This window comes from Rhodococcus sp. 1163 (genome assembly GCF_002091985.1).
GTDB lineage: Bacteria > Actinomycetota > Actinomycetes > Mycobacteriales > Mycobacteriaceae > Rhodococcoides.
The window spans coordinates 34263-54690 of sequence record NZ_MKKX01000028.1; the positions used below are offsets into that span (position 1 = coordinate 34263).

Genomic DNA, 20428 nt, shown 5'->3' on the forward strand with positions numbered 1-20428 from the left:
CATAAAAGGATTCTCCGATACCGCAATTCATAGACGTACTGGTCGGTAATATTGTTTATTCACAATGCCTTCCGGGGTCTCAGGTCCTGGTCACCCGGGGTGCAGATAAAATCGGACACACGTCGAGACTGTTCACTCCTTATCGGTCATAATGATCTCGAAAGATGTCACTTCCACTTAAAGGGCCGGACTATTTGATGTCGTCGACTATTGGTGTGCCTTCTCGCTGTACTGCTCGAATGGCCGCGATCAGCGGGATTGTTGCAATGATGGTCCTTTCTTCCGCGCCTGGAATCGCGCAAGCACAGGATGAAGACCCAGAAGAGACGAACCCGATCACGTTGTCCCTCAGCGAGACCGGCCTGGGTGCTTCGATTGCGCTGAATGGGCTGAGTGGCCGTACTCAGGTCACCGTGCCGGTGCCACCGGGTACCGGGCCGTCGTCGTTGAATGCGGTGCTCACCGTCCCGGCCTGGCTCGATCGAGGTTGGATCGACGTGGAGTCCGGCAACCGGCCCATCTCACGTATCGCGCTCGGGGGCGACGCACCGACCATCCCGGTCTCCATCCCGCTGGCGGCAGTTCCAGTTGTCGACGGAGCGGTGACTCTCGATCTCGCGTCGACGCTGATTCCCGACGCGGGCTTCTGCCCGAATGTCCTCGACGCGCAACTTCGACTCCTCGACGCCCGAGTCGATTACACCGGTGTGCCGTCGATCCCGCGAACGATCTCCGAGTTCCTGCCGCCGGTACTTCGGCAGCTCACAGTGTTCATGCCTGCCCAGCCGAACCGCGACATGATCTCCGCAGTGTTGACTCTGACGACTTCGGTGATCGACTACTACGGTGCACAGCCCGTTCGGGTTCTCGTGCGTCCGGACACCGAATTGCAGGGGTCGCAACCGGACAAAGCGTTCGAACGGTCCGTCGTCGTGGCCGAGAACAACGACACCGGAGCAGAACTGATCTTTCCCCTCGATCAGTCACCTCCACGGCTGTTCGTCACCGGTAGCGGTACGGCGTTGACCGATCAAACCCGATTGATCACCAGCAGCATCTCCGAGTTGGCGGTGACGACCAAAGCACTCGCGGGAGCATCGGCTCCTCGAGCGGTCCTAGCACCCGACTCGACAACACTCGAAGACCTCGGAGTCGGAACTGTCACGGGGAAAGGCGACACCACCGCGACCGCGTCGATCACGCTCGATCAAGCGCGCCTCGGCCGCTCGGTCTCCGACGTATCGCTGCATCTGACCGGAAATTACACACCGGGCGTCGGATCGATCACCGCCGGAGTGGGAGGCAAGACGATCGCGTCGTGGTCCGCCGACGATTCGGGTCGGTTGGATCAGTGGGTCGATATCCCGAACGCCGAGCTGCGGAAAGCCACCACCCTCGATGTCAGCGTCGACCACCCCGCAGATTCGGCCGCCGCATGCGGCACGCAGGCAGCATCGACGATCACGGTCGACGGTTCCACTGTCGTCCGATCCGCACCGTCCTCGACGCCGGCTCCGCTGGGATTCGGATCGCTACCGCAAGCCTTGATGCCGCAGTTCGACGTAGCGATGACCCAGGAAACCTTCGCCGACGCCGCCCGTGCGGTCTCGGTCGTGACCGGACTGCAGCGCCTGTCCGCCAGGCCGATCATGCCTCAGGTCGTCTCCCTCGACGACGCGCTCGCCAGCTCCGACCCGGCCGTCGTGATCGCCGCAGACGGTGGTCTACCGGACTCGCTTTCATTGCCGCTGTCCTCGTCCGGAGCTACGACGTTCTCGATCGCAACGCCGGAATTCACCGACACCGACACCTCGCTCACTGTTGATCCGGGGGTGCCTTACGCCAGCCTGCAGGTGACTACGACCGCGAACAACAAGGCACTGTTGGTGGCATCGTCGACAGGCAAAGGGGCGCGACTCGACGCACTTCTAAGTTGGCTCGACGCCGATCCGTCGCGTTGGTTCGGCCGCAACGGTGACATTCTCTTCGCTGTACCGGGAATCGAGCCGGTGTCGCTATCGAGCGGAAACCTGGCAGGGGACTCGACGGTGGAGTCGGCCGCCAGCGAGTCGGGTGTCGATCGCCTGAGCGTGACGCTTCTCGGAATTGCCGGTGCGGTATTGCTCGTCGCTCTCGTAGGGGCGGTCGTACTGGTTGTGCGCTCTCGCGGCTCGAGCCGCCGTCGCCACCGCCGTGACAATTCACCGCCGTCATGACAGCCGATGCCGAGGCGGGACCCGACAACCTCGGGGAAGGGGACTCGAGCAGCGAGGACGTCGAACACGTCGATTCAACACCGGAGAGCAAGGGATGGAAAGCGCACCCGGCCAGGGTGATCGTGCTTCGGTGGCTTCTGCTCATCGGGTGCGTCGTGGTCGCGTTCTTTCCCACCTGGAAGCGAGTGTTGGAGGAAGCCTCGAACGGCGCCATCACCGCCTATATTTTCGTGCTCCCGTTTCTGGCGGCGGTGGCAGCGCAGGGAGTGGCTCGCCGCCGGGCCGGGGAGTTGCCGATTCATGATCGACAGACCGACGTCATTGTCGGCGGTCTCGCGTTGCTGGCATCGATCGCCGTCAAAGCCCTATGGTTGCCGCGTTACTCAGAGCAGTACGCACTCGCGCACCTCGATGTCCTGTCGGCGTTGGTGTTCTTCTTCGGCGGCGCGATCCTGTTGTTCGGTCTTCGGCCGGTCGGCCGATTCTGGTCGGTGTGGTTGCTGCTACTGGCATTGAGCCCGTTGATGTATCGGTTGGTTGCCATCAACGCCGGTGGAAGCCGATTCGCCTACGGCGCAGTGCTGGTGGTGTTGGGCGGGGTCGCAGGCGCGATAGCTGTCGGGCGTACCCGTCGTAGGGCGTGGCTCGGATTCGTCTGCACGGTGGTGACGGGGTTTGCGGTGCTGGCGTTCATCTTGGCCCTCTGGCCTCGAATCGATGTCGTTCTGATGCAGCTCATCCCGACGGTCGGTGCCTCGATGGTGATCGGGGTGGGGTTCTATTTGCTCTCCCGGCGCGGTGAGAGCAAGAGACCGTTGACGAAGGGCATGTCCTCGTCTTCGGCGAAACGGTCTCCGAGTTCGGCGATCATGGTGATCGTTGCTGCAGTGATCCTGCTCTTTCTCCCGCTGCCCGAGACAACGGTCATCCCGGACACTGCCGGCCCTCCGGGATCGACGTCCGTGCCGTTGGTTCCGCCGACCGGGTGGAACCGGACAGCACTCCAATCGTACGACTGGGTGCGCTCGTACTTCGGACAAACAGCGACGCTGACCCGCCAGACGATGAAGGCCGAAGACGGAAACCCCGAGTGGGACATCCAATCACGACCACGAACTGTGGTCGTGGACGTCCTCTCCACCACCAACCGAGCCAGCCTGGCGATCTATCCGGAAAGCACTCTGTATCGGCTGAGCAATACCCGCACCAGCGATTCACTGCAGGTGCCACTCGGGCACGGAGTCACCGGAACCCTGTACACCTCGGTCAGCGACGCATTGTTGTTGACTTGGACGAAATTGGTCTTCACCTGGGTACGCGGTGACGTCACCCAGCGGGTCACGATCATCAGCGTGGACAATCACGAGGACGGCGCTACGTTCCCCCGGCCGATACCGTCGATGGCGTCGAACATCGGTACCAGTCTCGCAACCTTCCTTCGCGGCAATTCCATCATCGCCGACACGGAACCGGAGTACAAAGACCGCACGCTGCTGACCTCGTTCGGTACCGGTCTCGTTCGGGCTCAATGGAATGTCGATACCAGAGGTGGACAGTGAGCAGCACACCGCGGACGCCGCCGCGTGTCGGGGAAGAGACAGAGCAGTTTCGCGCGGAGGCGCTCGACGACGCCATCAACGGACTCGCCCGACGAAATCCACTGGCGTCGGCTGCGATCGCCTTCGTGCCGTGGCAGAAGTACACCGCCATCTCCATCGCCGTTCTCACGCTGGTGAGCGCCCTACTGAATCCTGTTCCGACACTGCTGGTGTTGACGGTGTTGTGCACGCTGGGCTACCTGGCGATGATGTTCGACCGCCTGTTGATCTTCTCCCGAGGGCTGGATGCCACGGCGATCGTGACGGTCACCGACGAGCAAGCACTCGCAATTCCGGACGAACTTCTCCCCGCGTACACGATCTTGGTCCCGGCATACAACGAGCCCGAGGTCGTCGGCGACCTCATCGCCGCCATGACCAACCTGAACTATCCGCCGGACAAGCTACAAGTGTTGCTGCTGTTGGAAGAAGACGACGACGTCACCATCGACGCGGCCGCGCGCAGCGGTGTCAGCCAGATAGTGGAGGTAATCCTCGTTCCGGCCGGCGACCCTCGGACCAAACCGAAGGCCTGTAACTACGGACTGCATTTTGCGACCGGAACCATTGTCACGATCTTCGACGCCGAGGATCTCCCCGAACCTCTGCAGTTGCGTAGGGTTATCGCCGCGTTCGACCGGCTGCCCGATACCGTTGCCTGTGTACAGGCAAAGTTGGCATTCCACAACGGCTCTCAGAATCTGCTGACCGGATGGTTCACTGCGGACTACGCGCTGTGGTTCGGCTACCTACTCCCCGGTTTGATGCGCAGTACCTCACCGATTCCGCTGGGCGGCACATCCAATCATCTGCGGCGCGACGTCATCGAGCAGGTAGGCGCGTGGGACGGCTTCAACGTCACCGAGGATGCCGATCTCGGAGTTCGTATCGCCGCATCCGGTTACTCCACCGCGGTGCTGGATTCGATCACGCTCGAGGAAGCGAACAGTGACCCGATCAACTGGGTCAGACAGCGTTCACGCTGGTACAAGGGTTACCTTCAGACGTGGTTGGTGCATATGCGTCGACCCGTCGCTACCGTGCGTGCACTGGGCCCGGTCGGTACCTACCGGTTGACGTTGTTGTTGGCGGGTACTCCGATCAGTGCCTGCATCAACATGATCTTCTGGTTTACCACGGCCGCTTGGATTCTCGGGCAACCAGACCTCATAGCAGCACTGTTCCCGCCGTACATCTACTACTTCTCGCTGGTGTCACTGATCATCGGCAACGTCGCGACCATCTACATGTACCTGATCGCCAGTAGGGAAAGCGACAACGCCTACCTTCTCGTTCCGAGCCTGACGATGCCGCTGTACTGGGTGATGATGAGCGTTGCCGCAATCAAGGGATGCTGGCAGCTCATCCGGAACCCGTCGTACTGGGAGAAGACATTTCACGGGCTGAACACCCCGACCGCGCCAGCCGTCGAGACCGAAGAGGCTCTTCCGTGAGCTCTCGCGCACCGTGGACCGTCTTCACCGCATCGTTGGCGGGTTACCTTGCGATCGGGTTGACGCTGAGCCTGCGGTTCGGCTACCTACTCGGCGACGCATTGTCACGGACCTCGGCTGCACAGTCGGTTCTTCTGAGCCGCGACCCACATGTGTCCGCTATCGGATTCATCTTCACCCCGCTGACTGCGTTGGCACAGTTGCCGATCGTTGCGTTGTCTTCGTGGTGGCCGGCGATCACCCGGTGGAACATCTCCGGGATCGTGGTCTCGGCAGTGTTCATGGCAGGTGCTGTGGTGATGGTGTACGGAATCTGTCGTGATCGGGGCCTCTCGACCCGGTATTGCACGATCGTCACGGTGGTGTTCGCGATCAACCCGATGATCGTCTTCTACGGTGCGAACGGCATGAGCGAAGCAGTGTTTCTGTTCTTCGTCTGCTGGGCGGTGCGGCGCCTGATCCGCTGGGTACATACCGACGACGTCCACGATCTGGTCGTTGCCGGTATCGCGCTGGCACTGGCCTACCTCACCCGCTACGACGGCGTCGTCGCTATCGCCGGTGCCGCTGTGCTGGTCGCGGTGATCACGGTGATGCGAGAGGGCCGAGCGCAGTGGCGGACGATGATTCGCCGCGCCGTGCTCGACGGCGTGCTCGTGGCCGGGCCGGGTTTCGCCGCATTCGTGGTGTGGACCGGGACGAGTTGGTTGATCACCGGGGAAGCGTTGGCCCAATTGTCCTCGGGCTACGGCAATGCCGCGATTCTTGCGCAGTCCGGCGGTTCGACGGGAACAGCGCTGGGCAACACCGTGTTCGCGGTAACGGCGATTGTCGTGCTGGGGCCTGCGTTGTTGGTGGCCCTGCCGGTATCGGCGGTCCTCGCACTACGGCGACGCGATCTGGAATTCTTGGTCGGCCCGGTCGTGTTCGGGGCAGTGCTCGCATTCCAGGCGGTCAGCTTCATCGGCGGCTCCACCTTCGGCTTTCTGCGGTTCTACATCTGCGCGATACCGCTTGCCGTGGTCGCCTTGGTGCAATTGGTTCCGCCGCGAGGCAACCCACACACGCGGCGAGAAGGTGCATTCCACCGTCCCCGGCCGGTACGAGCGATGGTGCCGGCAGGAGTCGGCGTCGGGCTGGTGGTGTTGTCGGTGCTGGCAGTGCCGGTCACCGGCTGGGCGATGGTGCAGCCGAAGCTGGCCCCCCAGGAATACGCACTGGGATATCTACTGGATCCGACCCCCTCCGCCGAAGATGCCGATGCGGTCGCGGCCCGCTCGATCATCGACTCGTTCGTCACCGAACGCGAACTCGCCGCCTATCTGGATGCACAGAATCTGCCCGAAGGATCGGTTCTTCTCGACACCGTCTACGGGTTCGCGGTGGTCGCGGCGTCGTCGAATCCCAAGCAGTTCGTCGTTCCCTCCGACCAGGACTTCACCACGATTCTCAACGATCCTGCGGCAGCGGGAGTGAAGTACCTGCTGACGGTTCCCAACACCGGGCGTGGCGAATCCGACGCCGTCAACCGCAGATATCCGACGATCTACGACAACGGTGCCGCCATTTCCACACTCGCATTCGAGGTCCCCACTACGGGTGCAGATCAACCGAATTGGCGCATCTATCAGGTCGTCAATTGAGGCGAACCGATACAGCGTTGCTCGACTATCGACCGGCGGCGTCGTATGCCGCGCCCTGAACCCCGACGAGGTCTACGAGGTCTCGCTGGGCAATGTTCATGTCCACCTGATGAATTCCCCAGTTCGGGGCCGGCACTGCCGGGATGAGCGAGGCCCCGGGCCCGTCGACCATGAGAACGCGCGGGCCCTCGCCGGTTGTGCACCGAGCATGGAAGCCGTCGACTTCCTGACCCGCGAGAATTCCGTGAATGGGAGCGTCGGCGTTCTCGCGCAACGACCCCGGATTGGTGCACAGCACCTCGACGTCGGGTCCGGCCGTATTCGGCGGCAGACCGAACCGTGCGTCTTCCGGTGCGGGATTCGAGAATGCCGAATAGGCGACGACACAGCCGGTCTGCGTCGAGTCGGTGCATGCGGGCACAGTATCGAAGTCGCCTCCCACACCCTCGCCCTTGCGGACGAGCACGTTCCCGCCGATCAGCAGCGCCGAGACCAGTTTCGATTGGGCCGGCTGACCATCGATGTGATCGGCGATCAGCTTCCGCAGGACGAAAGTGCCCTGGGAGTGTCCGATGAGGACCACGCCACGGCCGTTGTTGTGGTGCTCGAGGTAGTCGTCCCAGGCATTCTCGATGTCGGCGTACGCGAGATTCCCTGCGGCGGTGCGCTCGTCGGCGGTCCCGGCGAACAATGCTCGCAAGGTGGTCTGCCGGTACACGGGCGCCCATACGTTGCAGTTCTCTCCGAAAGGAGCGGCCTGCAGGGCTGCCACTGCGCGCAATTCAGGAGAGGTATCGAAGTTCGCGTTGGTGCTCTGTTGCAACGATGCGGTGGGGTAGACGTAAAAGCAGTCGATCGGAGCGCCCGACCTACCGCCGCACGGGTCGCCTTGCTGGCCGGGCTCACACAGCCAGGTCGTCGTCGTTGCGGGAGCAGGTTCGGCGGACACCGGAGAAGCGACCATAGCGAAGAACATCATGGCCAGCACACCGGCGCGAAGCACCAGACCGGCAGGACGTGGGATCGGCACGAGGCTGACGATAGCAGGGCAGGTGCCTGGCCACGGGGAGTCGGGGAAACGCCTCCGAAACTACCGATCTTCCTCGCTCGCGCCCCGAGGCAGCCTGTCTGCGCCCCAACTGCGTTCGATGAATCCGATGATGTTCTCGACATCTTCCGCCGGAATCTTGTCCGGCTCACCTTCCTCGAGCGGGTCGGCGTGGAAAATATAGAGGCGAGAGGCGAACTGGTCGAACGGCAGTGACCCTTCACCGGCTCGTTCACCGTTTCCTGCGGTCCCGACGACGACCCCGTCACCCCAATCCTGGCCGCTGTCGTTGTTCGGGTTGAAGAAATAGACCCGCATGATGCCGTCGGGATCAGCGGTGACACGCAGGATGGCGATCGCATGCCAGCCGATGTAGCGGGCCGCACTGTCGGTCACGGCGACGCCGGCCGGTTGCGGGTGAATCAGCGGCTGACCACCGTTGTACGCAGGGTGATAGGAGGCGTGAAACTGCCGAATGAAGTCGTCGAGGTCGATCAGATTTCCGGTCGCGACGTCGACGTTGATGTGGAATTCCCGTGCGGACCACCAGCCGTGGAACTCCGGATTGACCCAGCGATGCGGGTCGCCTTCACGGTCGGCGCAGCGTCGGACCATCTCTGCGTAAATTCGGTCGAGGTGCGGTACCAACAGCAACGACACCGGATCGAGGTCGATCGGATCGGTGGTCGCGACGCCGCCCACGCTGTCGGTCGAGGAGATCGGTTGCCCTTCGAAGTGCATGACGATCTCGTCGTCACGTGCAGCCCAAACGACCATCTGCAGCAGGTAGTCCGGGTCGTTGTACGCCCACATGGACAGTGCTCGCGCAGACTGGCACGTGGGATTGTCGCCTTGGCCGACGCCGAGTGGTTGACCGAGCATCGACAACAGGCCGCCGAGCAACCGCGACTCCGGATCGGGACCCGGACCGAATGCGGTAAGCAACCTCTCGCGCACCTTCGGTGACAGCTTCAGTGAAATCTGCCGCCACAGGGACGGGACGACCGGCGGCTCGTAGAGCGTCCCCCGGTCGAGGAGCAGCGCCAGGCCGTACAGGCACTGCGCTGTCTCCGGGTACACGGTTTCGGAAACGAGTCGCTGAACCAGTTCCGGATATCGCTGCAGACAAGTTCTGCCGGTGTCGGACAGCCCGAGCGCCTCGGCGAGCACGAAACTGTTGTTCTCCACGAGGTAACGCATGAGGGTCGCGTGGTAGGGCGAGACCAACCCGGTGTCGTGCATTGCCCGGGCGAAACCGCGTGCCTCGAACTGCAGAGCTTCCGAATCCATGACCTCGAGCCGCGACCGGTAGACGTCGACTCCGGGGTCTTCCCGGCATGCTTCGGTAGTGCCGAACAGTGCCGTGATCAACCGGTCGAGACCCTGCCCGGACGTACCGAGATCCACGGTGGGGTCGTCGCGGTAGATCGCGATGCGGGTGACCATCGCCTTGACGTTGTCCACCTGAATCGGGCGTTGACGCAACACCCGCCAGATCTCCTCGAGGAGTTCGTCGAGCACGCTGTCGTAGCCGATCTGTTCGGCGACGTAACCGAACAGATCGCGAATGAGATGAGCTGTGCGGCCGAGTCGAACTCGCTCTGCCTCCGATGGCGCCGTGAACAACACTTCGAGGTTCATCGCGAGCACCTGGGACAGGAACCGGCGAGCATCTTCCGGCGTCACCGCCGGGTGGTCATACTCGCCGGCAACGATTGCCACCATCCGAAGTTCACTCGTCGCTTCGAGTACAACGGTGTCGTTGTTGCCGCTACGCAGGCTCGGGCCGACGAACGACGGAACGAGGATGTCCGGTTGCGCCCAGTCCGATCCCGCGAACAGTCCCGCGTTCTCGAGGAATTCGGCACGCTCCCGAATCGCTGCACAGCCGCCGGGTTGCGACAGCACTCGATGCAGCGAGTCGAGGACGCGTCGGAGCTTGGAGCTCTTGGTGAACTCCGGCGCGGTGGCGAACGCCTCGGCTGCGTGATCGAGTTGCGCGAGACGCGAAGTCAATGCTCGATCGGCCGGTGAAGTGGTGTCGGTGGCCGCCGGTTCTTCCGTCGACTGTGCCGGTGGCGTGTGGTCGTCCCCGAATTCGTGCCTCACACGTAGAAGTCCAGTTCTTCCTGTTGTTTGAGCAGATCACGCATCCGGTACGGATCTTCACCGAAGAAGTACAGCAAGCCCCAGTGCGTGCCGAAAGCCGTACGCTTGGTGACGGTCTCCTCGACGGGTGCCGAGAGGTCGTTCGTCTCGTAGTAGTCGTCGTCCAACGTGACGTCGGGAATGACGAGATTGCTGACGACGCGTCGACGCGGGTACACACCGAAGCAGCCGGCAACACCGGTGGCGTCGACGACCTCCTTGGGGAAGAAGGCGTCGATCTCTTCCTCGGTGGTCTTCGGGTCGAATGCCAGTACCAGGCCCTGGTACGCATTGAATCCGTAAGCCCGTTCGAGTAGCTCGAAAACCTTGAAACCTGGTGGCCGGTAAGCAACTTCACCGAAGTACATCTCGCCGTCGCTGGTGACGAAGTACTCGGGGTGGATGAAACCGAACTCGATATCGAAAGCCTTGATCAGCTTCTCGATCTGGACGGTGATCTGATCACGGTACTTCTCGAGCTCGGGGGTTGCGGGTACGAACACCGAGTAGCCGAGGGTCACGTACTCGGAGATGTTGAGGAACTTGATCTTTCCGTTGTGGATCCACGCCTCGACGGCGAACTCCCAGCCGTCGAGATGTGATTCCATCAGCGCAGGGAATTCCTCGTCGGGGATGGAGTCGACTTCATCCGGTGTCCTGATCACCCGGTGGCCGAGGCACCCTGCTTTGTCGAACGCTTTGACGTGAATCGGGTCGTTCGGGTCGCCGTCGAGCTTGAGGAGAGTCTGGTTGACGCGTTTGAGAAAGCGGATCACGTCTTCACGATCGTGGGCCTCCTCGAAGATGCCCACGCGGATCCCACCGAGCTGTGCGCGACGCTTCATCAGGGACTTGTCGCGCAGCAACATCGCCTGCCCGAACAGGCGCGGGTTGCCCAGTAGTACCGAGTTGATGGCACCGGCCCACTCGACGGTTTCTTCGTACAGCGGGATCGCGACGTCGACACCCATATCGCGCAGTGTTTCGGCGATCTCGAGCGACCGGTCGTTGAGTCGTTCGAAGTTCCACGGAATATAGGGAATGTCGTGCTCAGTGCAGTAAGGCTCGGCCCAATCCGGAGCCACGACCACATACCTGCGGTCGAACTTGTCGAGGGCTTCCACAGCCGGCAAGCTCCAGCCGAGTAGTGCTACGTAGCCCTTGTCCGGATTCTTCTCGAGCCGTGCAGGCTGAGACATAAAGATCCTTCCCAATCGGTGTTCCGTGGTCGAAGTCCTCCGCTCCACGGTACAGAGTGCGCACTTCGCGACCGACGGGCTACCTCTCGGCGCACTGTCTGTCGGCCGCGCTCACACTCCCTGTGCCAATGCACGTCCGGCTTGCCGACCACTGAATATGCAGCCGCCGAGGAAGGTGCCCTCCAGCGATCGATATCCGTGCACACCGCCGCCGCCGAACCCGGCGATCTCACCGGCTGCCCACAATCCCGGCACCGTAGTCCCGTCCGAATTCTGCACGCGCCCGTCGAGATCGGTCTGGATTCCGCCCAGGGTCTTACGGGTGATGATGTTCAGTCGCACTGCGATCAACGGACCGGACTTGGGATCGAGGATCTTGTGCAACGACGCAGTACGAGCTATCCGCTCGCCGCGGGAGCGTCGAGAATTGTGAATCGCGGAGACCTGCAGGTCCTTGGTGAACGGGTTGTCCGTTTCACGGTCTCGTGCGGTGATCTGGCGCTCCAGATCGTGAGCATCGATCAGGTTTTCACCGGTGATCTTGTTCATGCCTGCGACAAGTTCGGACACTGTTTTTGCAACGACGAAGTCTTCGCCGTGCTCTTTGAACGCTTCGACCGGTCCGCTGGCTCCCGGTAGTACCCGCCCAAGAACGAGTTTGAGGTTCTTGTCGGTGATGTCGGGGTTCTGCTCGGATCCCGAGAGTGCGAACTCCTTCTCGATGATCTTCTGCGTGAGAACGAACCACGAGTAGTCGTATCCGCTGTCCTGAATCGTTTTCAGCGTGCCGAGAGTGTCGAATCCGGGGAAGTTCGGGGCCGGGAAGCGTTGTCCGCGTGCGTCGAACCACATCGAAGACGGTCCGGGGATGATGCGAATCCCATGGTTCTTCCAGATGGGATTCCAGTTCTTGATTCCCTCGGTGTAGTGCCACATCCGATCCTTGTTGACCAGTCGGCCACCCGCACGCTCGGTGATCGCGAGCATGCGTCCGTCGACGTGCTCGGGTACCCCGGAGATCATCGACGTCGGAGGTGCGCCCAATCGAGCGGGCCAATTCTCCCGCACCAGATCATGATTGGCGCCGATTCCGCCGGCGGTGACCAATACCGCACCTGCATGAAGTTCGAACTCCTCGACCTCGACCCGCGTGCTACCTGAACCTCGGACCGACGTGCTGGGCTCGAGAACCGATCCTCGGACGCCATCGACGACGCCGTCGGTCATGATGAGCTCGTCCACGCGATGGCGGAATCCGAAGCGCACCAGGCCTTTCGCGGCTGCCTCGCGGACACGCCGTTCGAACGGGGCGAGAACACCGGGGCCCGTCCCCCAGGTGAGGTGGAAGCGTGGCACCGAGTTTCCGTGGCCCTCGGCGAGGTAGCCGCCGCGTTCGGCCCAACCGACGATGGGAACCCATCGCATTCCCTGCGCGTGCAGCCATGAGCGCTTCTCACCCGCCGCAAACTCCAAGTAGGCCTGTGCCCACCGGTAGCCCCAGTAGTCCTCGCCCTTGGGATCGTCGATGCCGCGGTCGAACGTCGCGGTGCCGAGCCAGTCCTGCAACGCCAATTCGGGGGAGTCCTTGATGCCCATTCTGCGTTGCTCAGGGGTATCGATCATGAACAGGCCACCGAGTGACCAGAAGGCCTGGCCACCGAGATTCTGTTCCGGTTCCTGATCGAGCAGAAGCACTCGCTTGCCCGCGTCGGCCAGTTCGGCGGTGGCCACCAGGCCTGCCAAACCAGCGCCGACCACGATTACGTCCGCATCCATCATCGAACCTCTTCCCCTTGTCCGCCTCACGTCACAGCATCATGATCGTGTCGGTCTCGACAATAGAGATCGGAGTCTGCGTCAGGTTCGGATCCGGTCTTTTTCGAGCGGCTGGGGGAGGGCTCCCACCACTGTCCGGTCGGCAAACCTCCCCTGATGTCTACTGGGCCGATGGTCGATACCTTTACCCGTCGAACCAGCGGCGGCGTTCCACTGAGTGAGACTGTGCGGTACCGGTGTGGGTCGGCTCACAATCATGAAGCCAGCGGACTGCCGGTGAGGCCGTCGGCTCGCGACTACCAGTAGATGGGGGCCGACATGGCAGAAGTAGAGACCGTTCGTGGTTCGATCGACACGGCCGCGCTTGGACGAACTTATATGCACGAGCACATCTTCATTCTCAACACCGAGATGCAGCAGAACTTTCCGGAAGAGTGGGGGGATGAAGACGAGCGTGTCGGCGACGCGGTCCTCAAATTGAAGGCACTGGCAGCGCAGGGTGTGCAGACAATTGTGGATCCGACGGTTGTGGGACTGGGCCGCTACATCCCGAGGGTCCAGCGCATCGCCGAACAGGTCCCCGAATTGAACATCGTGGTGGCTACCGGTTGCTACACCTTTACCGATGTTCCCTTCTACTTCCAACATCGGGGCCCGGCTCTGAACGCGATGATGGGCACGGAGGTTCCTGATCCGATGGTCGACCTCTTCGTCAAGGACATCACCGTGGGCATCGCTGGTACCGGAGTCCGGGCAGCTCTGCTCAAGTGCGCGATCGACGCCGAAGGCCTCAGGTCCGGCGTGGAAAGGGTGATGCGCGCGGTCGCCAAGGCGCATCATCTGACCGGCGCACCGATCACCGTGCACACCCATCCGGAGAGCAAAACTGCTCTCGACGTCCAACGGGTGATGTGCGACGAGGAAGGTGTCAAGCCCGAGCGGATCGTCCTGGGGCACAGCGGGGATAGCACCGACCTCGACCATTTGACCGACTTGGCGGAGCGTGGGTTCATCCTCGGGATGGATCGATTCGGTCTCGACGTCAATGTTTCTTTCGAGCAGCGGGCGGACACGCTGGTCGAAATGTGCCGACGCGGATTCGCCGAGCAAATGGTGCTTTCGCACGACGCGAATTGCTTCTTCGACTGGATGGACCCTCATCTCAAGGAGATGATGCCGGCCTTCGACTACCTGCATATCGGGAACAAAGTCCTCCCTTATGTGCGTGAGCATGGTGTCACCGAGGAACAGATCACGACGATGCTGTTCGATGTTCCCCGCCGCTACTTCGAGAACGTCAGCACTTACTGAGGATCCATCCGCACGGACGCTTCAGTCGTCGCTGCCAGCCGGATTTTCCTCGGTCGGGGAACCAGATCGAGCCCGTCTGCCTCGCCGAACTGCGTTACCATTCTGTTACTTTCCGTTATTTATTCGTGATGCGCGCGCCGGACTGGATGACACTTGCCGTCACCACACTGGCAACAAGTCCTCAAGCACGTCACCACATTTCGCGGAAGGAACCCGATGGCTGCCATCCTGTTCGGATCGATCAGCACACTTGCCGATACCTCCGAAATTCAACGACAAGCATTCAACGACGCCTTCGCCGCGCACGATCTCGGCTGGACCTGGGAGCGCAAGGACTACATCGAGATGCTGGCGAGCAACGGCGGCGCGGCTCGCATCGCCGAATATGCACACTCTCGCGGTGAGGAAGTCGACTCCGCAGCAGTGCATTCCACGAAGTCGGAGATCTTTCAGAAGCTGCTGGCCAACTCCGACGTCGACCCGCGCCCCGGCGTCGTCGAGACGATCGCCGATGCCAAGAAGCATGACGTCAAGGTCGGTCTCGTGACCACCACCTCCCCGGAAAACGTCAATGCACTGCTCGGCGCTCTGACTGCAGTCGACGTCGACTTGTTCGACGTCGTAGTCGATTCCGCGAGTGTCTCGCAAGGCAAGCCGGATCGGGCGGCGTACATGTTCGCCCTTGGACGCCTCGGCGAGAACGCGAAGAACTGCGTTGCTATCGAAGACAACGTCGGCGGCGTCGCTGCCGCCGTTGCTGCACACGTTCGCTGCGTCGCTTTTCCCAACGCGAACACGGTAGGGGGCGACTTCTCCGCGGCGGTGGAAACCGTCGATCGTCTCGACGCGGATCGGCTCCGCTCGCTGACCGAAGGCAACCGATGAGTTCCATGCAAGCGCAGGTCACAGCAACCGAACGCGCCTTCCACATCGAGGGATACGAAAAGATCGAGTACGACCTGCTCTACGTAGACGGTGTCTTCTCGGTGGGCAATACGGAACTGGCGGACAGCTACCGGCAGTACGGGCGGGCGCTCATGGTTGTCGACGAGGTCGTCTACGGAATCTACGGTGAGCAGATCCGTGCGTACTTCGAGCACCACGACATTGCGTTGACCGTGCTGCCGGTCAAGATCGCCGAGACCGCCAAGTCGCTCGAGACGTTCGAGCAGATCGTGGGCGAATTCGACAGGTTCGGTCTTGTGCGCACCGAACCGGTTCTGGTCGTCGGTGGTGGGCTCACTACCGACGTCGCCGGGTACGCGTGCGCAAGCTACCGACGCAATACCCCGTACATCAGAATTCCGACGACGCTGATCGGATTGATCGATGCAAGCGTGTCCATCAAGGTCGCCGTGAATTTCGGAAAGCACAAGAATCGTCTGGGCGCCTACCACGCTTCGCAAAGGGTCCTGTTGGACTTTTCGTTCCTCCGTACGCTCCCGGAGGATCAGGTCCGTAACGGCATGGCGGAGTTGATCAAGATCTCCGTGGTAGGGAACAGTGCAATTTTCGACATGCTCGACGAACACGGTCCGGAACTACTCCGCACCAGATTCGGGCACCTCGATGGAACTCCCGAATTACGCGCTGTTGCAGACAGTCTGACGTACCAGGCCATCGACACCATGCTCGAACTCGAGGCGCCGAATCTGCACGAGATCGAACTCGATCGCGTTATCGCCTTCGGCCACACGTGGAGCCCGACGCTGGAATTGACGCCACCGGCGCCGTTCTTTCACGGACATGCGATCAATATCGACATGGCGTTGTCGACCACTCTCGCCGAGCAGCGCGGGCACATCACCTCCGAAGAGCGCGATCGAGTACTCGGGACCATGTCCCGCCTCGGCCTCGCGCTCGACAGTGACTACCTGACGCCCGAATTACTCTCCGAGGCAACAGGTTCGATCCTCAAGACTCGCGATGGCATTCTGCGCGCCGCAGTTCCCGACCCGATCGGAGCGTGCCGCTTCCTGAACGATGTGACGACGGCAGAGCTCGCCGACGTGTTGACGTTGCACAAGAAGATCTGCTTGGACTTCGACCGCGGCGGAGACGGAGTAGACACGTTCACCTCCGCTCAGAGCCGGTGAGTGACATCGACTCTCGCACAAAACAGAAGCGGCCGGTCACGCCGTCGACCATCCTTGCCGCGGAATTGCGGGAGGTGACCGAACTGCTGGCAGATGTGGCTTCGATTCCGGACGTGCTGATGAGCCGGATCAGCCGCATGCGAGATCTGGCTGCGGGGCTCGATCCGTACCTCGAACGCTGTACCACGGAAGAGTCTCCGGCCCTGGCAGCGTTGTCGCAGCGGACGCATGCTGCCGACTGGACTTCGCGGCCAGTGGAGCAGGAAATGTTGTCCGGGCAGGTCGAGGGCCAGTTCCTGAAGTTCCTGGTGCACATGACCGGAGCGAGAAGAGTGCTCGAGATCGGCATGTTCACCGGCTACTCCGCGCTGGCCATGGCAGAGGCTCTCCCGCCGAACGGGGAAGTGGTGGCCTGTGAGGTCGACGAGTTCGTGGCCGACTTCGCGCGGGAGAGCTTTGCAAAATCTCCGGCGGGCGCGCGCATCGTCGTCGAAGTCGGGCCGGCCTCGGAAACTCTGCGTCGGCTCGATGGAACCTCACGTCCCTTCGACCTCGTATTCGTCGATGCTGACAAAACCGGATATCTCGACTACTACCGGATGCTGCTCGATACCGATCTGCTGACCGCGGACGCAGTCATCGTCGTGGACAACACGTTGATGCAGGGTCAGCCCTACGCGCCTGCGGACGGACGGACGGGTAACGGTGACGCGATCGCGGACTTCAACCGCTACGTTGCCGAGGACCCCCGCGTCGAGCAGATTCTTCTGCCGTTGCGAGACGGTGTGACGCTCGTTCGACGGGTATCGGCGTAATGGGCATGGCGTCGTCGACGGTACGCACGGTCGGGGCGTTGGCAGGTTTGCTCGCCACGTTGCCACTCGATCTTGCCGTGGTGGGCTATGCCCTGGCGCGGCGCTTCGATCCACCCTTCGGTCCGCGCGTCCATCCGATGGGTGCGGCGAGCCGGACGGTGCTGATCAGTGGTGGAAAAATGACCAAAGCGCTCCAGCTGGCACGGTCGTTCCATCTCGCCGGCCACCGCGTCGTGCTCGTCGAATCATCCAAGTATCGGTTCACCGGACATCGGTTCTCACGGGCAGTCGATCGCTTCTATTGCGTGCCGGAGCCCACCGATCCCGGATACGCGAAAGCCTTGCGCGACGTGGTCGTTCGAGAAGGTGTCGACGTCTTCGTTCCGGTGGCGAGTCCGGCCGCGAGTATCCACGATGCCGACGCGCGGAAGATACTCGACGGATACTGCGAAGTCGTGCACGCAGACTCCGACACCGTGCGCATGCTCGACGACAAATCGCGATTCTCGGAGACGGCGGAGTCGATGGGACTACGGGTTCCGCACTGGGAGCGGATCACCGACCCGCGGCAGATCGAGACGTTCGATTTCGCTCCTGGGCGTGAGTACATCCTCAAACGTATCGCCTACAACCCCGTCGGGCGGATGGATCTGACGCGCTTGTCCGGCAGCACCCGGAAGCGGAATGTCGAGTTCGCACGCAGCCTCGCCATGACCGAGGACGACCCGTGGATCTTGCAGGAGTTCATCTCCGGTCAGGAGTACTGCACCCACGGAACCGTGCGCAACGGCGCGCTGCAGGTCTACGCATGCTGCGAGTCCTCGGCTTTCCAGGTCAACTACGAGATGATCGACAAGCCCGAGATTCGTTCCTGGGTAGAGGCATTCGTCAATACGCTCGGCGTCACCGGCCAGTTGTCCTTCGATTTCATCGAGGCTTCGGACGGGCATGCCTATGCGATCGAATGCAATCCGCGCACGCACTCGGCGATCACGATGTTCTACGACCACCCGGATCTCGCTGCTGCCTACCTCGAGGACGGTCACTCGGTCGCCGAACCCACCCAGTCCTCGCGCCCGACGTACTGGATCTATCACGAACTTTGGCGATTGCTCACCGAGCCGCGGCGCAGTCATCGACTCCGGGTGATTCTGAGCGGAACCGATGCGGTGTACGAAAGTTGGGACCCGTTGCCCTACCTGCTGGTTCATCACCTGCAGATTCCTTCGCTGTTGCTGAAGAACCTGAAGTCCGGGCGAGGTTGGACGCGAATAGATTTCAACATCGGCAAACTCGTCGAGAATGGAGGGGACTGATGTCACCGACATCGGTACTGGTCCTGGCGGGTTCGGCAGTGGACGACTTCAACGCCGATCTCTCGCGCGTCTACGCCGGGGGATTCCTCGATGCGTTCGCCGAGAACCCGGCCTACAATCTTCGGATCGCGTTCGTCACCCCGGACGGGTGCTGGCGCTTTCCGGACAACATTGAATCGTCGAGTATCGAAGCAGCGCAACCTGTATCGCTGAGTCGCGCAATCTCGGAGATATCGACCTGGCATATCGACGTCGTCGTTCCCCAGATGTTCTGCAGGCCCGGGATGACAACGTACCGCTCGCTGTTCGAACTGCTCGGCATTCCGTATGTGGGGAACCGTCCTGAAGTGATGGCGATGACGGCAGAGAAGAACATTGCCCGCGCTGTCGTCGCGGCAGCCGGCGTCGCCGTTCCCGCCGGGGTTCTCCTTTCCCGCGGCGACCTGACGAGAACAGAATTGTCGACGGCTATGGTGCCGGTCGTGGTCAAGCCCGTCGATTCCGATAATTCGATGGGTGTGACACTGGTTCGCGATCCGGCCGAACTCGCCGCAGCAGTGAACGAAGCGTTGAAGTACTCGCAATCGGCACTCATCGAGTCGTATATCGAATTGGGCCGCGAAGTGCGCTGCGGAATCATCGTCCGCAACGGTGACCTGGTGTGCCTACCGTTGGAGGAGTACGCCGTCGACGAGGTGTCGAACCCGATCCGGGGCCGTGCCGACAAGCTCGACCGGACCGATGACGGTGAGCTGTACCTCGTTGCCAAGGAGTCCACTCGCGCCTGGATGGTCGAGAGCGACGATCCCATCACCGAGAAAGTCTTCGATGCTGCCAGGCGATGCCACCTCGCGCTGGGGTGCCGTCAGTACAGCTTGTTCGATTTCCGTATCGATCGAGACGGAAACCCGTGGTTCCTCGAAGCCGGTCTCTACTGCTCGTACTCCCCGAGCAGTGTCATCGCCGTCATGGCGGCGGCGGCAGGCATTCCCCTCGACGAACTGTTCGCCCTGGCGATAGCCGAGGTGAACTGATGAAACACGAGATTCTGCACCCGTTCGGGGTCCGTATCACCGAAGTCGACCCCGCCCGTTCGACTACCGAAGACGTCGAGGAGTTCGCGACCCTTCTCGCTCGGCACGGCGTCGCAGTCATGCCCGATCACGAGATCGACGACGACCAGTTCCTGGCGTTTCTTCGTTCCTTCGGCGAGCTGATGTTCACCGAAGGGGAGAGCCCGCTCGATGGCTATCCCGATCTCAACGTGATCAGCAATGTCGGAAGATCGACCCCACCGAAGTCGACGTTTCACGTCGATACCACCTACATCGAGCACCCGCCTGCCTACACTTCGCTGCGAGCAGTGCAAGTCCCGACCACGGGCGGCCAGACGCTGTTCAGTAATCAGTACGACGCCTATGACACTTTGCCAGCCGAGATCCGCGCCGACATCGACGGGCGAACTGTCACACACGTGGTGACCGGACTGGAAGGATTCGAGGATGTGTCAGCGAAGCATCCGCTGGTCCGAGTGCATCCGATCTCCGGACGGAAGGCTCTGTACCTTTCCGCGCCTGCCCGCTGTGTGGCGGTGAGCGGCAAGACGGAAGCCGAAGCAGCAACGCTGATCCGCCATCTCGTGGAGCACTCGACACGACCGGAAAACGTGCTCGAGCACTCGTGGTCACCCGGTGACGTCGTCATCTGGGACAACCGCTGCGTCATGCACCGCGCGGACCACAGCGGTGTCGTCGGTGACCGCGTAATGCACCGCGGAATGGTGGCCGAGAGCTGAGCGCCGCTATGCC

General features: G+C 61.9%; 15 protein-coding genes. 11 read left to right on the top strand and 4 right to left on the bottom strand.

Going from position 1 to position 20428, the window contains the following annotated elements:
• The first annotated feature begins 239 nt into the window (after positions 1 to 239).
• From BJD99_RS11585 to BJD99_RS11600, 4 genes are read left to right on the top strand one after another with little or no spacing between them, the layout of a single operon-like run.
• Positions 240 to 2216 (top strand): hypothetical protein, encoded by a 1977-nt coding sequence (locus tag BJD99_RS11585; protein ID WP_084346998.1) that lies wholly within the window; start codon positions 240 to 242, stop codon positions 2214 to 2216.
• Positions 2213 to 3775 carry a hypothetical protein gene (locus BJD99_RS11590; RefSeq protein ID WP_084346999.1) on the top strand — a complete coding sequence of 521 codons (1563 nt, stop codon included), beginning with the start codon at positions 2213 to 2215 and terminating at the stop codon, positions 3773 to 3775. The genes BJD99_RS11585 and BJD99_RS11590 overlap by 4 nt, the downstream gene beginning before the upstream one ends.
• The gene (locus BJD99_RS11595; RefSeq protein WP_084347000.1) at positions 3745 to 5268 is read left to right on the top strand and encodes a glycosyltransferase; all 1524 of its coding nucleotides are present in this window, start codon (positions 3745 to 3747) and stop codon (positions 5266 to 5268) included. Before BJD99_RS11590 ends, BJD99_RS11595 begins: the two co-directional genes overlap by 31 nt.
• Positions 5265 to 6911 carry a glycosyltransferase family 39 protein gene (locus BJD99_RS11600; protein WP_256895620.1) on the top strand — a complete coding sequence of 549 codons (1647 nt, stop codon included), beginning with the start codon at positions 5265 to 5267 and terminating at the stop codon, positions 6909 to 6911. The genes BJD99_RS11595 and BJD99_RS11600 overlap by 4 nt, the downstream gene beginning before the upstream one ends.
• Before the next feature lie 25 nt (positions 6912 to 6936).
• Here the strand turns inward: BJD99_RS11600 and BJD99_RS11605 are convergent, their stop codons facing one another.
• From BJD99_RS11605 to BJD99_RS11620, 4 genes are all read right to left on the bottom strand, one after another.
• Positions 6937 to 7941: a DUF3089 domain-containing protein gene (locus tag BJD99_RS11605; protein ID WP_256895621.1), complete on the bottom strand. Its 1005-nt coding sequence runs from the start codon at positions 7939 to 7941 to the stop codon at positions 6937 to 6939.
• 60 nt (positions 7942 to 8001) lie between these two features.
• Positions 8002 to 10068 (bottom strand): hypothetical protein, encoded by a 2067-nt coding sequence (locus BJD99_RS11610; RefSeq protein WP_256895622.1) that lies wholly within the window; start codon positions 10066 to 10068, stop codon positions 8002 to 8004.
• The gene (locus tag BJD99_RS11615) at positions 10065 to 11306 is read right to left on the bottom strand and encodes an acetyl-CoA carboxylase biotin carboxylase subunit family protein (RefSeq protein ID WP_084347002.1); all 1242 of its coding nucleotides are present in this window, start codon (positions 11304 to 11306) and stop codon (positions 10065 to 10067) included. The genes BJD99_RS11610 and BJD99_RS11615 overlap by 4 nt, the downstream gene beginning before the upstream one ends.
• A gap of 111 nt (positions 11307 to 11417) precedes the next feature.
• On the bottom strand, positions 11418 to 13082 hold the full coding sequence (locus tag BJD99_RS11620; RefSeq protein ID WP_084347003.1) for an FAD-binding dehydrogenase: 1665 nt from the start codon (positions 13080 to 13082) through the stop codon (positions 11418 to 11420).
• 318 nt (positions 13083 to 13400) lie between these two features.
• Between BJD99_RS11620 and BJD99_RS11625 the strand changes: the two genes are divergently transcribed.
• From BJD99_RS11625 to BJD99_RS11655, 7 genes are all read left to right on the top strand, one after another.
• Positions 13401 to 14393, top strand: coding sequence for a phosphotriesterase (locus tag BJD99_RS11625; RefSeq protein ID WP_084347108.1), 993 nt, complete (start codon positions 13401 to 13403; stop codon positions 14391 to 14393).
• A 216-nt stretch (positions 14394 to 14609) separates the two neighbouring features.
• Complete coding sequence (locus tag BJD99_RS11630) at positions 14610 to 15278, top strand: HAD-IA family hydrolase (protein ID WP_084347004.1); 669 nt, start codon at positions 14610 to 14612, stop codon at positions 15276 to 15278.
• Positions 15275 to 16489, top strand: coding sequence for a sedoheptulose 7-phosphate cyclase (locus tag BJD99_RS11635; RefSeq protein WP_084347005.1), 1215 nt, complete (start codon positions 15275 to 15277; stop codon positions 16487 to 16489). The genes BJD99_RS11630 and BJD99_RS11635 overlap by 4 nt, the downstream gene beginning before the upstream one ends.
• Positions 16486 to 17304 carry an O-methyltransferase gene (locus tag BJD99_RS11640; RefSeq protein WP_256895623.1) on the top strand — a complete coding sequence of 273 codons (819 nt, stop codon included), beginning with the start codon at positions 16486 to 16488 and terminating at the stop codon, positions 17302 to 17304. Before BJD99_RS11635 ends, BJD99_RS11640 begins: the two co-directional genes overlap by 4 nt.
• 5 nt (positions 17305 to 17309) lie before the next feature.
• Positions 17310 to 18620: an ATP-grasp enzyme gene (locus BJD99_RS11645; protein WP_084347110.1), complete on the top strand. Its 1311-nt coding sequence runs from the start codon at positions 17310 to 17312 to the stop codon at positions 18618 to 18620.
• Entirely contained in the window at positions 18620 to 19654 is a 1035-nt protein-coding gene (locus tag BJD99_RS11650; protein ID WP_084347006.1) for a D-alanine--D-alanine ligase, read from the top strand. Before BJD99_RS11645 ends, BJD99_RS11650 begins: the two co-directional genes overlap by 1 nt.
• Positions 19654 to 20415, top strand: a complete 762-nt coding sequence (locus BJD99_RS11655; RefSeq protein ID WP_084347007.1) for a TauD/TfdA family dioxygenase — start codon at positions 19654 to 19656, stop codon at positions 20413 to 20415. Before BJD99_RS11650 ends, BJD99_RS11655 begins: the two co-directional genes overlap by 1 nt.
• Positions 20416 to 20428 lie beyond the last annotated feature (13 nt).

What these genes read in the sequence shown, in the direction of transcription:
- BJD99_RS11620 (WP_084347003.1), bottom strand. Translation starts at nt 13,082, where the DNA reads ATGGATGCGGACGTAATCGTGGTCGGCGCTGGTTTGGCAGGCCTGGTG.
- BJD99_RS11635 (WP_084347005.1), top strand. Translation starts at nt 15,275, where the DNA reads ATGAGTTCCATGCAAGCGCAGGTCACAGCAACCGAACGCGCCTTCCAC.
- BJD99_RS11590 (WP_084346999.1), top strand. Translation starts at nt 2,213, where the DNA reads ATGACAGCCGATGCCGAGGCGGGACCCGACAACCTCGGGGAAGGGGAC.
- BJD99_RS11650 (WP_084347006.1), top strand. Translation starts at nt 18,620, where the DNA reads ATGTCACCGACATCGGTACTGGTCCTGGCGGGTTCGGCAGTGGACGAC.
- BJD99_RS11615 (WP_084347002.1), bottom strand. Translation starts at nt 11,306, where the DNA reads ATGTCTCAGCCTGCACGGCTCGAGAAGAATCCGGACAAGGGCTACGTA.
- BJD99_RS11625 (WP_084347108.1), top strand. Translation starts at nt 13,401, where the DNA reads ATGGCAGAAGTAGAGACCGTTCGTGGTTCGATCGACACGGCCGCGCTT.
- BJD99_RS11645 (WP_084347110.1), top strand. Translation starts at nt 17,310, where the DNA reads ATGGCGTCGTCGACGGTACGCACGGTCGGGGCGTTGGCAGGTTTGCTC.
- BJD99_RS11585 (WP_084346998.1), top strand. Translation starts at nt 240, where the DNA reads ATGGCCGCGATCAGCGGGATTGTTGCAATGATGGTCCTTTCTTCCGCG.
- BJD99_RS11630 (WP_084347004.1), top strand. Translation starts at nt 14,610, where the DNA reads ATGGCTGCCATCCTGTTCGGATCGATCAGCACACTTGCCGATACCTCC.
- BJD99_RS11655 (WP_084347007.1), top strand. Translation starts at nt 19,654, where the DNA reads ATGAAACACGAGATTCTGCACCCGTTCGGGGTCCGTATCACCGAAGTC.
- BJD99_RS11595 (WP_084347000.1), top strand. Translation starts at nt 3,745, where the DNA reads ATGGAATGTCGATACCAGAGGTGGACAGTGAGCAGCACACCGCGGACG.